The following is a 14,350-nucleotide window of genomic DNA, read 5'->3' on the forward strand; positions in this document are numbered from 1 at the left end:
AGGAGCCATCCATGACCGATAGTAGCAAGAGCGCACTTTCCCTCATTAGCACCCATCAGGGATACAGCGAGTCCGAGCAGCGCATTGTCGACTATATATTGGAGCACCAGTCCGAGGCTCCACGCCTCACGGCGGCTCAGCTCTCACGCGCCGCTGCCACGTCCGAGGCGACCGTTTCGCGCTTCTGCCGCAAGCTTGGGTTTGGCAGCTTTCGCAGCTTTCAGTTTTCGTTGGCGAGGGATTTGGAAAGCCAGCGCAACGAGGGCCTGACCGACGAGGTCTCGCTCGACAATATGGAGCAGAGCCTCAAGAACATCCTGGCTGCCAAGGTGAGCGAGCTTAATGCGACTATCGACGGGATCGACCACGATACGCTGGCGGCTGTTGTGCATGCCCTTAAGCATGCAGGGGTTATTGAGTTTGCAGCTGTGGGCAATACGAACGCGGTCGCGCTCGATGCGACGTTTAAGTTTTCGCAGCTGGGCCTGCGCTGCATGGCGAGTACCATTAGCGAGACATCAATCGGCTTTGCGCTCACGTTACGCCCGGGTGACGTCATCGTGCTTATCTCAAACTCCGGCAAATCGCGCCGATTGAATCGCATGGCAAAAGCGGCTCGCAACTGCGGCGCAACCGTAGTCGTCATCAGCAGTGACAGCAAATCCCCACTCGCGCGCCTGGCAGACTACACTTTTAATACCGTCAACCACGAAGCGCTGCTGACGACAGGCGACTTTGCGTTCTCCAAGATCAGTGCCACGATGATCATCGAAGTCATCTACAACTTCCTGCTGCCCGAGATTGAAGACGCGCGTGAGCATATCAGCTACTACGAGGAGCTCATCCAGCCGGATAAGGTCGTTGAGTAGGTAAATTGGGGAGCCGATAGACGCCCCTCGCCACGAAATCCGCCCATCTACTACGTTTTAACCTCAAGAGCCAACCATACACCCAAAATAGAGAAAACCGCAGGCGTTCTACCTGCGGTTTTCTTTTTGCAATTCTTGGCGTGGTTGCCGATGCCCTGCCAAACGTAGTAGATGGACCCGTTTCGTGGCGGCCGGATTGGACATACATGTGGCGGCTCGGCCTAGGCACGCGCCTCCGCAAGCATCTGTTTGGCGTGCGCCAGGCTTGCCTCGGACTGATCGCCGCTCAACATGCGGGCGATCTCGGCGGTACGCGCTTCGCCGGTTACCTCGTCCAAATGCGTCTGGGGAACATCGCCTGGTTCCTTGCTGACAACATAATGCTTGTCGGCCATGACGGCGACCTGCGCCAAGTGGGTTACGACAATCACCTGATGCGTAGAGGCGAGATCTGCCAGCACGCCCGCGAGTGCACGCGCCGTGGAGCCACCGACACCAGCATCGACCTCGTCAAACACCAGCGTATCGACACCGTCCGCGTTACCGAGGACAACCTTACTTGCCAGCATGACGCGGCTGAGCTCGCCGCCCGACGCAATGCGGCGCAGGGGACGTGGCGTCAAGCCGGCACCGCTGCGGTATAGCAGCTCGTAGCTCGAAGGACCAACGGGCGTCCACTCAGCACGGGGAAGATCGCGCGACTCCCAGACGAGCTCGGCACTACCCATCTCCAAGCGAGCCATCTGGCGGCCGACCTCGTGGCAGAAGCGCGGGGCCGCCGTATTGCGAGCACGCTTAAGTGCCTTGGCAGCGGCAAACAACTCGCGCTCGGCGCTCCCGAGTGCCTCACGCGCCTTTTTGATCTGCTCATCGCCATCATCGACCAGGGACAGCAGTTCTTGCGAGCGATCGCGCATGGCAAAAACATCGTCCATAGTGGGACCCCACTGACGCAACAGACCCTTGAGGTCGGAATACCGCTCACGCATGCGAGCGAGCTCGCGCGGGTCGAAGGCGACGCCATCGCGATAGGAACGAAGCTCGTTCGCGCAATCCTCAAGGGAGATACAGGCATCCGAAAGCGCATCGGCAATGTCGCCGAGTTTGCGATCGACGGTAGCCATGCGGGAAAGTTCTGCCACGGCGCTGTTCACGGCGTCGAGCGCTCCCCCTTCGGAGGCAAGCGATGCATGGGCATCGTTAGCTGTGGCAACCAGTACCTCGGCATGTTCGGAGCGCGGCAGCAGTTCCTCGAGTTCCTCATACTCGCCCGGTTTGGGGTCGACCTCGCCGATGCGCTCGAGGGCAAAGCGCGCCTCCTCGACGCGGCTCCCCTGCGCACGCGAGGCCTCTTCAACACGTCGAACCTCCTTGGCGGCAGCGCGCGATGCCTTAAAGCAGGCGCGGTACGCATCAAGCGCCTCGAGCGCAGAGCGTCCCGCCCACGCATCGACCATCGCAACGTGATGCACCGGATCGAGTAAGCGCTGGTGCTCGTGCTGGCCGCACAGATCCATCATCACGCCGACGCGCTCCGAAAGCTCGCGCACACTGGCGATGCGGCCGTCAATCTTCACGCGGCTGCGGCCCTCGACAGAAAGGCTGCGCTGCACGGTAAACCCCTCCGTGTCGTGCGGCCCGTCGAAGAGTCGTGCCTCGACGCTCGCGAGCGCCTCGCCCTCGCGCACCGTCGACGAATCCGCGCGCTCGCCCAAAATAAGCTTGAGGGCCGAGAGCAGCGCGGTCTTGCCGGCACCGGTCTCGCCGGTCAGGACAGTCAGGCCGGCACTCGGCACCAACGTCGCCTCGCGAATGAGTGCAATGTTAGAAACCTGCAGCTCATCGATCATGACGCACTCCGTAGAACACACGGCTCACCGAGTTATAGAAGCTCTCGGGGCCGTAATCCAGCAGCAGCACATCACCGGGACCGCGACGCACAGCCACGCTCTCGACCGTGCCATCGCAGGTAATAAACTGTCCATCGATGGCGATCGCCGGCACGCTCGGGCGATCATCGGACATAAAGATTTCGACGACATCACTCGGCGAAGTCAAGAAGGCACGGGCCTGAATGGTGTGCGGCGCAATGGGTACGCAGACCATGCCCGTATAGTCGGGGCTCACGATGGGGCCACCGGCACTGAGCGCGTAACCCGTAGAACCAGTCGCCGTGGACACGACCACGCCGTCGCCACGCAGTCGATCGATATGGTGGCCCGACACCGTGATGTCAAACTCGACCATATCGGACAGGGGGCCGCGCGTAAGCGCCATGTCGTTGAGGGCGAAGGTGCGCACGACATCCTTCGTACCGTCTTCGCGCACGGACACGATATCCGCGGCGATGGTGGCGCGACGGCTCACGTGCAGCTCGCCGGAAAGGGCGTCGCTCACGACCTGCAGAATGTCGCGCTCCTCGGGGCTCGCAGCAGTTAAAAAGCCCAGGTGACCATAGGAAAGACCGAGGATAGGAATCTCGCGATGGTTGAGGATGCGGGCAGCGCGCAGCAACGTACCGTCACCGCCGAGCGTAATGACCAGATCGGAGCCGTCAATATCAGGCGTGCTTTGAATCTTCGATCGCTGGTCGGCAGCCCATGCGACCTCATAGCCCTGGCGCGTCAGCCAAAGCTCGAGCATCAGGCCGCTCTCGACCGCCTCTTGCTTGTAGTAATTGGGAACCAGAAAGACCTTCATAGCGTTGCAGCTTTCTCGCTCAAAACCGATACCTGGGATTGCAGTTCATCGTCGGTACGTCCGCCGGGGGCACACCTCATGCCGTACAGGAAAAACTCAACGTTGCCCTTGGCACCATGAATGGGTGACACGCACACATCGACCGGGAACAGCCCCTTGGCAGCAAAGAGCTCAACCGCCGCAACGAGTGTATCGCGGCGCACGGTGGGATCGGTCACAATGCCGCCCTCGCCCACCAGCGCCGCCGGAGCCTCAAACTGCGGCTTTACGAGCGTGCAGAATTCACCCGTAGGAGCCAGGCACGCCAGTACCGCATCGATAATGTTCGCGATGCTGGTAAACGAGACATCACACACAGCCAGGTCGATGGCGCCGGCATAGCCAAGCTCAGGCAGCTGCGTCACGTTTGTGCGCTCATGCAGCGTCACGCGATCGTCCTGACGCAACGACCAATCGAACTGGGCGCGACCCACGTCCACCGAGACAACGGTCGCAGCTCCGCGCTTGAGCAGGCAATCGGTAAAACCCCCGGTAGAGCAGCCCACATCCAAACAGGCAAGGCCCGTCGGATTGATGCCAAACGCATCAAGCGCGCCTTCGAGCTTAAGACCGCCGCGGCCAACATAGGGAATGCGCCCCTTCACGTGTAGCGGCAGCCCCGGCATCACCTTAAGACCCGGCGAAGTCAAGCGCTCACCGCCACTCGAGACCAAGCCGGCCATAAGAGTGCGAAGGGCATCCGCGCGATCGGCGCAGATGCCCTGTGAAATCAGTTCGTCATCAAGACGCACGCGTTTCATGAATGCCATCAACCATTCGTATCCGGAGATGCAGCCTAGCTATCCTGGGATTCGTTTGCCGCATCCTCATCATATTCCTGCTCGAGCTTGTCGGCCTCACGCGGCGTCAGCTCAAACTTGTCGACCATATCGACCGCGCGGGAGCCCAGCTCAATCGCTTCGTCAAACAAATCGAGCGAACGCTCCAAGGAGGTATCCTTGGAGCGAACGGTAGCGATGATCTGGTCCAAGCGGTCCGAGATCTCGTCGAAGTTGCGGACGGAACCCTCTGGCATAGCTACTCCTCGACGGAGTCGACAACAGCCTCGGCGGCGTCCGCATCCTCGACCAGCACGCCAGCCTCAGCCTGAGCAACCGCAACCTTGGCGGCAGCCTCGGCAGCCTGTGCCTCCTCGCGAGCGCGATCTTCGGCCAGCAGCTCTTGGTACAGGTCCTCGCCTGGCAACTCCTCGCTGCGAGCGATCTTGCCCAGCACGCCGTTGACGAACGAAGCGGACTGGTCGGTGCCATAGGCCTTGGCAAGCTCGACAGCCTCGTTGATCACGATGGCGTCCGAGACCTCCTCGTCGGTGAGGAAACGCATCTCGTAAACGGCGATACGCAGCAGGTTGCGGTCGGCGCCGGGCATGCGCATAAGATCCCAGTTCTTGGCGACGGCGCGCAGAGCGCAGTCGATACGATCGATATGCTCGTAGGCACCGCGGCAAAGCTCCAGCGCATAGGGATCGAGGGGACCCTTCGAGATCAGGAAATCACCCTCGAGGACGCGCTCGAGCGGGCTGTCCGTGGCCTCGGCCTGGAACAGCAGCTGCAGCGCCTGACTGCGGGCAAGCGTACGCCCGCGATAAACCTTAAGGCTCAAAGGTTACTCCTTGGGGAAAACGAGACCGTCGATGCAAACGTCAACGCGCTCGACCTCGACGCCCACCTGAGCATCGATGGCGGCGACCACGGCGGCGCGAACGGCCTCGGCGAGTTTCTTGAACGGATAGCCAAAGAACACCACGACACGCACGGTGAGTGCGAGCTTGTCGCCAACGACCTCGGCCTCGACCGCCGGCTCGGAAGCCGGGGCCTTGGACGAAAGCATCATGGAGACAAGGTTGGTGGCAAGGTCCTTGACGCCAACGGAGGCGATGCCCTCGACATCCGACACGGCGCGCGAGACGATGGCGGTCAGAACATCGGGCGAAATGCCGATGCCGTCAATCTTGATTTCCTGGGGCATGAGTCCTCCTAGAAGAGTTGGTTGCTAGACGCGGGAGACGAACTTGCCGTCGCGGGTGTCAACCTTGATGACCTCGCCCTCGTTGAGGTACATGGGGACCTGGATGACAGCGCCGGTGTCGATCGTGGCCGGCTTGGTGGAACCCTGGACGGTGTCGCCCTTAAAGCCCGGGTCGGTCTGGACGATGGTGGTCTCGATGAACATCGGCGGAGTCACGCCCATGAGCTCATCGTCGGCGAAGAGCAGCTGGCAAATGTCGTTCTCGCGCAGCCACTTGGAGTTCTCGCCCACCATGTCCTCGGGAACGGGAACCTGCTCATAGGTCTCGTTGTCCATGAAGATGTAGTCGGCGCCATCGTTGTAGAGATACTGGAACTCACGGGTGGTGAGCATGACGCTCTCGAACTTGGTGCCGGCGTTACAGGTGTTCTCGACGACACGCCCGCTCTTGATGTCGCGGGTCTTGTAGCGCACAAACGCGCCGCCCTTGCCCGGCTTGACATGCTGGAACTCGACGATGGTGTAGACCTTGTCCTTAATGCGGAGACCGAGGCCGTTCTTGAAGTCGGCGGTAGAAATGGTAGGCATAGCGACCTTTCTTGTTATGGGCAGAACGCACAAGCGTCCAAATTACATACGACCGAAATTATACACTTGCAGACGGCGCCTGCAGCGAGCGCATAAAAAGAGAACGCGGGGCGCCCGAATTGCTCCGGACGCCCCGCCCCAAAAATCTATCGAAATGGGCTAGCAATCGATGACGTGCAGGTCGTGCGGGGTCTTGGTGAAGGGCTCGTAGCCGTTCTCGGTGACCACGCCGTAGTCCTCCAGACGCACGCCACCCACACCGGGCAGATACACGCCGGGCTCCATGGTGATAACCGAGCCGACCTCGATGGTGTTCTTGCTGCGGTTGAAGTTGGGCAGCTCGTGGATGTCGATACCAACGCCGTGGCCCAGGCCATGGTTGTAGTAATCGCCATAACCGGCATCGCCGATGATCTTCTTGGAAAGCTTGAAAATGTCGTTGCCCTCGACGCCCGGATGGATGGCGGCGACGCACTCCTCGTGCGTGCGACGCACGAGTGCGTACAGGTCGAGCTGCTCCTGCGTGGGCTCGCCCATCACGACAGTGCGCGTCATGTCGGAGCGGTAATCGCAGTAGCCCGCGCCGTAATCCATGAGGACGAAATCGCCCTTCTCGATCACACGGTCGCTCGGCACGGCATGCGGGTTGGCGGTGTTGGGACCGCTCGCCACGATGGAGCCGAAGGCCAGGCTGTCGGCGCCGTTGGCGAACATAAAGTTCTCGAGCTCGTTGCGAACCTGCTTCTCGGTCATACCGGGCTTAATGAAGCCGAGCATGTGCTGGAAGGCGGCATCTGTGATCGACTGCGCATGGCGCATGAGCTCGATCTCCTCGGCGTCCTTGATGGCGCGCATCTTGCGGATGTCGTCATGCATCAGCGGCAACATGCAGGCGACGGAACGATCCTCCAGACCACGCTGAATGCCCTGGTAGAAGTTGATCTGCATATCGTCCTCGACAGCGCAGACGCGGCACTTGTTGGCTGCGATCTTGCCGGCGACCCAACCGGGGATGGCACCCTCGTCCATGTCGTAGACCCAGGGGCTGCCGGCGGGCGTGTTCTCCTCAAAGCTGTTGAGGTAGCGCGAGTCGGTATGGAACAGGCACTGGTCAGCCGTAATAAACGCCGCGTGCGGGAACTCGAAGGTGTAGTCGAAGACGCCCTTAACGCCCGTAAGCCAACGAAGGTTGGCCTCGTCGCGCACCACGATGGCGTCGTAGCCACGCTCGGCCATAAGGGCACGGACACGCTCGATACGACCGGCAGGACCGGCAGCAAACTCAGACATGCAGATTCCTTTCTTGTTGTCTCTATATAGACGGGACGGGTCTCAACCGAACGAAGGAATCGCATGCAATCCGCAACCGATTGAAAACCCGCCCCTCAACATGATACGAAAGACGATGGATGTCAATAAATCTTAGAGAAGTTCTTTGCGAGAAGCCAAGTAGGCGTGAACATGGCGCTCAAGAACCTCGTCCTCGACGCTCGTTAGGCGAATGGCGCCGAGTGCCGCGGGCAGCGGCAGCATGCTGCGGTTTGAGCGCGCGAACTGCTGCCTACGGAACTCCTCGATATATGCGGCAGGCTCCAGATCGAAGGCAAGTTCCTCGATACCAAAGTCCTCCAGGCAGTCATCGACCTCAAAGACGTAATCGATATCGAAGTCGCAGGCATCATGTGCTAGGCGCGCCTCAAAGCGCATGCCCTCGGACAACAGCTGGTAGGCAGGGACCTGCGAAGCGGCATCGCCCAAGCAAGCGCGCAGGGTACGCTCCCCCGTCTTGCCAAAATCGAGCGCATGGCGAGCGCTCGGGTTCGTGGCCATCAGTACGTCCTTACGGGCAGTCTGAGACCATTGAACGGCATTGACGAGCGCGACCTCCTCGCCCGCGAGAATCTCGGGGACGGTCTCAGTAAACTGATTCCAGCGTGACTTACTGCTCGAAAGCATGGTGCCAACAAGTACCACATAGCCGAGCTTGAGGTCCTCGGGGTCCGCCTCGCGAACAAGGTCGAGGTCACACACGACCAAGCCCGGTTCGGGACGGAACGCGATGGCGGAAAGCGCATTGGCCGACGAGGCGACGAGCGGCTTCATGGTCGTCGCGACCGTGAGCATGGCGTCGAACGTCGTCGGCAGCAAGGCGCACTCGGTTCGGCCACACCACTGGTTGGCGCACCAGCTAACAACCGAGCAGGTTGCTGTGTCGCCGACAGCGACAACGAGATCGTCGCAGGTAATGCCGTTGGCAGACAGGGCGCCAAAGATCGCATCGGCATCGGCCAACGTGGCACCAGCAGGCGAAACCTCAAGGACTAGCAGCGACACGGCAAAACCGGCGTCGACCAGCGCATGCTCGACGACCTCACCAAAACGCTCTGACGTGTCAGTGTTCCAAACGACCATCGCGCGCTTAGGCTTGCCAACGGCCGAGGCAAACATGCGCGGCAGCTCATCGAACGCGCTCAATCCGACACGGACATCGACGCTGCGGTTTTGGAAATTGATCAGTTGACGGCGAATCATAGCAGCCCACGCTCCAAAAGCATCTCGGCACAAAGGTAGGAAACGTCCTCGAAGGACTTGTTGCGAATATCAAGGGTAAGGTCGGCGGCCTGGCGATACAGCGGACGTCGATGCTCAAACAGGCGCGCGGCATGCTCGGGAGAGCGAAAATCGGGGCGCGTGTCGGACCGACGAATCTGGCGAATCGAATCCTCAAAGTCGCCCTCAAGGTAAACGCACGTACCCATTTCGTGCATCAGTTCAATATTCACCGGCGTTTCGACGATACCGCCCCCGCACGAAACCAACAGGCTGCGCTCGCTTTGGAGCGAACGGAGCGCCGAGGTCTCGAGCTCGCGAAAACGATCCTCGCCCTCGGTCTCAAAAATCTCGGTTACCGACTTGCCGCAACGGCGAACTACCAGGCGATCGGTATCGATAAAACGCCGCTTGAACATGGTGCCGACGTTGCGCGCGAGCGTCGATTTGCCCGCGCCCAAAAAGCCGATAAAGAAGATATGGTCGCAGCCGTGTTTGGTGTGCTGGGACATAGCGAGACCTATTCCTCGCAGGGAAGGTCGCGCAGGGCCCGGCGCTCAAAGATACGGAAGACCTGCGTATACCACAGGTCCTGCGTCGCCTGCGGCTTTACCAGGATGGTATCGACGCCGGCGAAGTTGCCGCTCCACACGTCCGTGTAGAGCTGATCACCGATCAGCACCGCCTCGTCGGCCGTGGCGCCGAGACGCTTAAGACCCGCCTTGAGGGCAAACGGCGCCGGCTTCATGGCGTGGCTGATGGCCTCGAGTCCCAGCTCGCGCGCAGAGCTCATGACCTGGTCGCGATGCCAGTTGTTGGACACCATGCACAGCTTAAAGCCTTTGGCGCGGGCGGCATCGAGCCAGGCGGAAACCGCGGCGGGAACCTGCTCGGTGTCGCGCGGCACCAGGGTGTTATCGCGATCGAGCAGAATGGCGCGTTTGCCGTCGGCCCACAGGGTATCAAGGTCGATGCGATCGACCGAGGCAACGTATCGTTTGGGGCTAAAAATCCTCATGCTAATTCCAAGACTGTTGATGCTCTTCGTAGGTTTGCGAGAAGTACTCCTCGTCCTGCGTAATGTAGAAATACAGGTCATCGGAGTCGGTCGGCTCAAGCGTGGCCTTGAGTGCCTCGAGCGACGGAGAGCAGATGGGCGTGGGTGGCAGACCCTCGTGCTTATAGGTGTTATACGGACTATCGCTCTGCAGGTCGTCGGCGGTAACCTCGCCACCGGTGACATACATCATGGTCGCATCGCTGTTGAGATAGCGCAGACCGTCGAGCTTGCCGGCAAGGCGGTTGTAGAAGACCGAGGCCACGTGCGCGCGCTGGTCGGCATTGAGGCCCTCGCGCTCAACGATAGAGGCCAAGTTGACGATGTCGTAGTCGGACATCTCCACACCGAAGCGTTCCTTGATCTTGGCTTCGCAGCTCGCAAAGTCAAGCGACTTGTACTCGGTCTTAAACTGATCGAGCATGGCGCGAATCACGCCATCGGCCGTCGGCGAATCACCCAACGAATAGGTCTTGGGGAACAAGAAACCCTCGAGCGAGTCGTTGGCGGCGCCCTTAAGGAAGCTATAGTCGTCCACGTAGTTGGAGGCCTTGGCCTGGTTGAGGAAGTCTTCCTTAGAGATGCTGTCGTAGGCCTGGGCCACACGGTCGGCGACTTGATCGACCGTCAGGCCCTCAGGGATAGTCAGCGCATTGGAGCCCGCGTTGGGGCCTTCCATGAGTTGCTGAACAACCTTGGTCGCATCCATGAGTGTGGTGAACGAATAATCACCAGGCTTGAGCGACATATCGGCGTTGAGCTTTTTCACCGCCGCATAATAATCCTTGGGATTTTCGACGATATGATTCTCGGAGAGAATCGAAGCGATGCTGTCACCCGAGGCACCATCGGGAATCGTGATAGTAACCTGCTGGCCTGCAACGACTTTCGCACCCTCACCGCCAAAGAAGCCCTTGACGGCTGGCACGACAAAGAAAACGATCGCGACAAGCGCAAGCACGGCAACAACGCCACCGATAATCATAGGCACCGGGGAGCTTTTCTTTTGAGCACCGCGACGAGCATGCGTGTTGTAGCTCGAGCGCGTAGCCAGAGCAACGCCGTGGGAACCGAGAGCGTGATGCGAATGCGACTGGGGGGCCTGCACTCGCTGGGTAGATGCCTGCTGCTTAAAGCGGGTACCGCCTGCAGGCTGGGCCGAACGAGCAGAAGGCTGCTGAGCCGTCCGCTGAGCAGGCTGGGCCGAACGAGAGGAGGACTGCACCGGACGCGCGGCAGGCTGAGCTGCGCGCTGCGTCGGCTGCGCAGGGCGCTGACCAGGCTGAGTAGGGCGCGACGAGGGCTGACCCTGACGACTCTGCCGGCGCGGATCGGAAGCGCTAGGCATGCGAAACCTCCTCGTTTTTACGATCGAGCCATGTCTGCAAGAACAGGCTGGCGGCGATCATGTCAATCTTGCCCCTCATCTGCTTTTCGTTGAGTCCCTGCTCTCGCAGGATTCGCTTGGCCTCCTGCGAGGACAGACGCTCGTCCTCAAACTCCAGAGGAAGTTCGAGCTCGTCGGCAATCTTTTGGGCCACGGCGGCGACGCGCTCGGCCTGGGGGCCGGGCTCACCGGCCATGGTCAAGGGACGTCCGCTTACCAGGATATCGGGCTCATAGTCCTCCACCAGGTAGCGAAACGTCTTTGCCATGCCAGTGACCTCGGCAGCCGGAAGCACCTTGACAGGCATCGCCATCTTGCCATCACGGCTCGAGACGGCGATGCCAATCCTGGTCTCCCCTATGTCCAGCGCAAGCGCGACCACAGCGACTACTTAGGTTCTTAGGCGCCGAGCGCGGTCTTGGCGGCCGCAAGGGCATCGGCGATACCGGCAGCGTTCTTGCCACCGGCCTGGGCCATGTTGGGACGGCCGCCACCGCGACCATCGACCAGGCCCGCGATCTGCTTGATCACGTTGCCGGCGTGGAAACCGGCCTTCACGGCGTCATCGGAGCCGGCGGCGAGCAGGGCCGGGGTGCCCTTCTCGGTCACGCTGGCAACAACGCAGGCGACAGGGCCGGCGACCTTCTGGTGCACGGTATCCCAAACGTTGCGCAGGTCAGCGGCCTCGAGACCCTGAAGCTCAGCAACAACGAGCTTGTAGCCATTCAGCTCGACAGCACCCTCGATGGCGTTGGAGATCGCATCGGAGGAGCCACCAGTGAGCGCCTTCTTGAGCTTGTTGGACGTCTCGCGCAGCTCGGCCTGCAGGTTCTCCACGCGGGCGGGAACCTCGTCGACGCGGCACTTGAGCGCAGCGGCGGCGGCGTCAACGAGCGCCAGGCGGTCGGCCATGTAGTCGAGGGCACCCTTAGAGGTCACGGCCTCGATACGGCGGACATTGGAGCCCGTGGAGGACTCGGAAATGATCTTGAAGAGGCCAATCTCGGCGGTATTGGCGGCATGAGTGCCACCACAGAGCTCGCGGGAGAACGGCTGGTCCTCGGCGCCCACGGAGACGACGCGGACAACATCGCCGTACTTCTCTCCAAACAGAGCGACAGCGCCGGCAGCCTTAGCCTCGTCGATGCCCATGACACGGGTCACAACCGGCTTGGAAGCGAAGATCTGCTGGTTGACCAGGTCCTCGACAGCCTTGAGCTGCTCGGAGGACAGGGCCTCGAAGTGCGTGAAGTCAAAGCGCAGGTGCTCGGGCGTCACCAGCGAACCGGCCTGGGAGACATGCTCGCCCAGGACCTGCTTAAGGGCGGCGTCGAGCAGGTGCGTGGCGGTGTGGTTGCGGCGCAGGAAGCCACGGCGCTCGGCGTCGAGCGCGGCGGTAACAGCGGCACCGACAGTCAGCGTGCCCTCGGCAACGTGCGCGACGTGGGCATACAGGCCGTTGTGGTTCTTGGTGTCGGCAACGGTCAGAACAACGCCCTCGGCGGAAAGCTTGCCGGCATCGCCCTGCTGGCCACCCATCTCGGCATAGAACGGGGTGCGGTCGAGCACAACCTCGACATCCTCGCCGGCGGCAGCAGACTCGACGGACTCGCCGTTGCGCACGATGGCGACAACCTTGGCGCCCTCGATCACATCGTTGTCATAGCCGTCGAACTCGGTCGCTGCGACCTTGTCCGAAAGCTCGACCCACACGTCGTTGAAGCTGCCCCAGGCGTCGCCCTTGGCATTGGCGCGGGCGCGGGCCTTCTGGTCCTCCATGCAGGCAGTGAAGCCGTCCATATCGACGTCGTGGCCAGCGGTGCCGGCGATCTCGACGGTCAGATCGATGGGGAAACCAAAGGTGTCGTGCAGTTTAAAGGCGACATCGCCCGGAAGCACGGCGCCCTCGGCAAGCGCTGCCAGGGCCTCGTCCAGATAGACGCGGCCGTTGTCGAGCGTCGTGGAGAAGCGCTCCTCCTCGGAGGCGACGATACCCTTGACGAGCGCGACATTCTTGAGCAGCTCGGGATAAGCCTCGCCCATCTGAGCGTTAACCTCGTCGATGAACTTGGTCAGGAAGGCGCCCTCGATGCCCAGCAGGCGACCGTGGAACACGGCACGACGGAGCAGGCGGCGAAGGACGTACTCGCGACCCTCGTTACCGGGAAGGATGCCGTCCGAGATCATAAAGTCGACGGCACGGGAGTGGTCGGCGATGATACGCAGGGAGCGGCTGGCGCCAGAGTAATCGTCGGCGTCATAGGTCTTGCCGCTAATCTTCTCGCCCAGCTTGATGAGGTGCTGCATCAGATCGCCGTCGTAGTTGGCGGTCTTGTGCTGCATGATGGCGGCCATGCGCTCCAGGCCCATGCCCGTATCGAGGTTGCGGTGCGGCAGCTCCGGCAAGGAGCCGTCCTCCTGGCGGTCGTACTGGGTAAAGACGAGGTTCCAGAACTCCAGGAAGCGGTCGCAGTCGCAGCCAGGCTTGCAGTCGGGGCTGCCGCAGCCGACCTCCTCGCCCATGTCAAAGTAGATCTCTGAGCACGGACCGCAGGGACCGGTGGGGCCAGCGGCCCAGAAGTTATCGTCCTCGCCCAGGCGGGAGATGTGGTCCTCAGCAACGCCCAGAGAACGCCACACGTCGTGGGTCTCGTCGTCCTCGGTAAAGACGGTGAAGTACAGGCGGTCGAGCGGCAGCTTGAACTCCTTGGTGATGAGCTCAAAGGCCCAGGCGCAAGCCTGCTCCTTGGAGACGCCGCCAAAAGAGAAGTCGCCGAGCATCTCGAAGAAGGACAGGTGACGGCCGTCCTCGCCGATGCAATCGATGTCGTTGGTGCGGACGCACTTCTGGCAGGAAATCGCGCCGATCTCCTTCATGGTCTTCTTGCCCTGGTAGTACTCCTTAAACTGGTTCATGCCGGCGTTGGCAAGCAGCAGCGAAGGATCGTCGGGAACAAGAGACGAAGAAGGATAGAGCTTAAGACCGCGCTCCTCAAAGAAGTTGAGGAACTTGGAGCGAATCTCGGCCGTAGTCATTGACGGGTAGTCAGCACTCATAGAGGGAATCTCCTCGGTTTCACATCGAAACAGTTCAAACGTAACGATATTACCATCCCGCCGCGCCTGTGCAAAAAAGAGGGCCGGCACAAAGCCGGCCCTTCAGCGAAATTG

General features: G+C 61.0%; 15 protein-coding genes. 1 reads left to right on the forward strand and 14 read right to left on the reverse strand.

All coding sequences use genetic code 11. The features are described from left to right. Positions 1-11 precede the first annotated feature (11 nt). The gene (locus tag AAAX77_RS00395) at positions 12-869 is read left to right on the forward strand and encodes a MurR/RpiR family transcriptional regulator (RefSeq protein ID WP_226790721.1); all 858 of its coding nucleotides are present in this window, start codon (positions 12-14) and stop codon (positions 867-869) included. A 221-nt stretch (positions 870-1,090) separates the two neighbouring features. On the opposite strand, the gene AAAX77_RS00400 is transcribed toward AAAX77_RS00395, so the two are convergent. From AAAX77_RS00400 to alaS, 14 genes are all read right to left on the reverse strand, one after another. Beyond that, entirely contained in the window at positions 1,091-2,719 is a 1,629-nt protein-coding gene (locus tag AAAX77_RS00400; RefSeq protein WP_349104201.1) for a DNA repair protein RecN, read from the reverse strand. Beyond that, positions 2,709-3,569, reverse strand: coding sequence for an NAD(+)/NADH kinase (locus AAAX77_RS00405; protein ID WP_035138200.1), 861 nt, complete (start codon positions 3,567-3,569; stop codon positions 2,709-2,711). Before AAAX77_RS00405 ends, AAAX77_RS00400 begins: the two co-directional genes overlap by 11 nt. Continuing rightward, complete coding sequence (locus AAAX77_RS00410; protein ID WP_349104280.1) at positions 3,566-4,369, reverse strand: TlyA family RNA methyltransferase; 804 nt, start codon at positions 4,367-4,369, stop codon at positions 3,566-3,568. The genes AAAX77_RS00405 and AAAX77_RS00410 overlap by 4 nt, the downstream gene beginning before the upstream one ends. A 35-nt stretch (positions 4,370-4,404) precedes the next feature. Continuing rightward, a complete protein-coding gene (locus AAAX77_RS00415) occupies positions 4,405-4,644 on the reverse strand; it encodes an exodeoxyribonuclease VII small subunit (RefSeq protein WP_006233978.1) in 240 nt (79 codons plus the stop codon). A gap of 2 nt (positions 4,645-4,646) precedes the next feature. Next, positions 4,647-5,231, reverse strand: a complete 585-nt coding sequence (nusB, locus tag AAAX77_RS00420) for a transcription antitermination factor NusB (protein WP_349104202.1) — start codon at positions 5,229-5,231, stop codon at positions 4,647-4,649. 3 nt (positions 5,232-5,234) lie between these two features. Continuing rightward, on the reverse strand, positions 5,235-5,597 hold the full coding sequence (locus AAAX77_RS00425; protein WP_006233982.1) for an Asp23/Gls24 family envelope stress response protein: 363 nt from the start codon (positions 5,595-5,597) through the stop codon (positions 5,235-5,237). 24 nt (positions 5,598-5,621) lie between these two features. Beyond that, positions 5,622-6,185: an elongation factor P gene (gene efp / locus AAAX77_RS00430; protein WP_117806186.1), complete on the reverse strand. Its 564-nt coding sequence runs from the start codon at positions 6,183-6,185 to the stop codon at positions 5,622-5,624. Positions 6,186-6,344: 159 nt separating this feature from the next. After that, positions 6,345-7,475: a Xaa-Pro peptidase family protein gene (locus AAAX77_RS00435; protein WP_349104203.1), complete on the reverse strand. Its 1,131-nt coding sequence runs from the start codon at positions 7,473-7,475 to the stop codon at positions 6,345-6,347. A gap of 132 nt (positions 7,476-7,607) precedes the next feature. Further along, the gene (locus AAAX77_RS00440) at positions 7,608-8,717 is read right to left on the reverse strand and encodes a hypothetical protein (RefSeq protein ID WP_349104204.1); all 1,110 of its coding nucleotides are present in this window, start codon (positions 8,715-8,717) and stop codon (positions 7,608-7,610) included. Further along, the gene (locus tag AAAX77_RS00445; protein ID WP_006233986.1) at positions 8,714-9,247 is read right to left on the reverse strand and encodes a shikimate kinase; all 534 of its coding nucleotides are present in this window, start codon (positions 9,245-9,247) and stop codon (positions 8,714-8,716) included. Before AAAX77_RS00445 ends, AAAX77_RS00440 begins: the two co-directional genes overlap by 4 nt. Before the next feature lie 8 nt (positions 9,248-9,255). Next, a complete protein-coding gene (locus tag AAAX77_RS00450) occupies positions 9,256-9,753 on the reverse strand; it encodes a YqeG family HAD IIIA-type phosphatase (RefSeq protein WP_349104205.1) in 498 nt (165 codons plus the stop codon). 1 nt (position 9,754) lies between these two features. Then, positions 9,755-11,140 carry an endolytic transglycosylase MltG gene (gene mltG, locus AAAX77_RS00455; protein WP_349104206.1) on the reverse strand — a complete coding sequence of 462 codons (1,386 nt, stop codon included), beginning with the start codon at positions 11,138-11,140 and terminating at the stop codon, positions 9,755-9,757. After that, the gene (gene ruvX, locus AAAX77_RS00460) at positions 11,133-11,561 is read right to left on the reverse strand and encodes a Holliday junction resolvase RuvX (RefSeq protein ID WP_089571740.1); all 429 of its coding nucleotides are present in this window, start codon (positions 11,559-11,561) and stop codon (positions 11,133-11,135) included. The genes mltG and ruvX overlap by 8 nt, the downstream gene beginning before the upstream one ends. A 17-nt stretch (positions 11,562-11,578) precedes the next feature. Next, positions 11,579-14,236: an alanine--tRNA ligase gene (gene alaS / locus AAAX77_RS00465; protein ID WP_349104207.1), complete on the reverse strand. Its 2,658-nt coding sequence runs from the start codon at positions 14,234-14,236 to the stop codon at positions 11,579-11,581. Between the last annotated feature and the right edge of the window lie 114 nt (positions 14,237-14,350).

Origin of the sequence: Collinsella sp. CLA-ER-H6, assembly GCF_040092305.1 — a bacterium.
Classification (GTDB): domain Bacteria; phylum Actinomycetota; class Coriobacteriia; order Coriobacteriales; family Coriobacteriaceae; genus Collinsella.

What these genes read in the sequence shown, in the direction of transcription:
- alaS (WP_349104207.1), bottom strand. Translation starts at nt 14,236, where the DNA reads ATGAGTGCTGACTACCCGTCAATGACTACGGCCGAGATTCGCTCCAAG.
- AAAX77_RS00440 (WP_349104204.1), bottom strand. Translation starts at nt 8,717, where the DNA reads ATGATTCGCCGTCAACTGATCAATTTCCAAAACCGCAGCGTCGATGTC.
- AAAX77_RS00415 (WP_006233978.1), bottom strand. Translation starts at nt 4,644, where the DNA reads ATGCCAGAGGGTTCCGTCCGCAACTTCGACGAGATCTCGGACCGCTTG.
- AAAX77_RS00400 (WP_349104201.1), bottom strand. Translation starts at nt 2,719, where the DNA reads ATGATCGATGAGCTGCAGGTTTCTAACATTGCACTCATTCGCGAGGCG.
- AAAX77_RS00395 (WP_226790721.1), top strand. Translation starts at nt 12, where the DNA reads ATGACCGATAGTAGCAAGAGCGCACTTTCCCTCATTAGCACCCATCAG.
- AAAX77_RS00450 (WP_349104205.1), bottom strand. Translation starts at nt 9,753, where the DNA reads ATGAGGATTTTTAGCCCCAAACGATACGTTGCCTCGGTCGATCGCATC.
- AAAX77_RS00410 (WP_349104280.1), bottom strand. Translation starts at nt 4,369, where the DNA reads ATGAAACGCGTGCGTCTTGATGACGAACTGATTTCACAGGGCATCTGC.
- AAAX77_RS00445 (WP_006233986.1), bottom strand. Translation starts at nt 9,247, where the DNA reads ATGTCCCAGCACACCAAACACGGCTGCGACCATATCTTCTTTATCGGC.
- AAAX77_RS00435 (WP_349104203.1), bottom strand. Translation starts at nt 7,475, where the DNA reads ATGTCTGAGTTTGCTGCCGGTCCTGCCGGTCGTATCGAGCGTGTCCGT.
- efp (WP_117806186.1), bottom strand. Translation starts at nt 6,185, where the DNA reads ATGCCTACCATTTCTACCGCCGACTTCAAGAACGGCCTCGGTCTCCGC.
- AAAX77_RS00425 (WP_006233982.1), bottom strand. Translation starts at nt 5,597, where the DNA reads ATGCCCCAGGAAATCAAGATTGACGGCATCGGCATTTCGCCCGATGTT.
- AAAX77_RS00405 (WP_035138200.1), bottom strand. Translation starts at nt 3,569, where the DNA reads ATGAAGGTCTTTCTGGTTCCCAATTACTACAAGCAAGAGGCGGTCGAG.
- mltG (WP_349104206.1), bottom strand. Translation starts at nt 11,140, where the DNA reads ATGCCTAGCGCTTCCGATCCGCGCCGGCAGAGTCGTCAGGGTCAGCCC.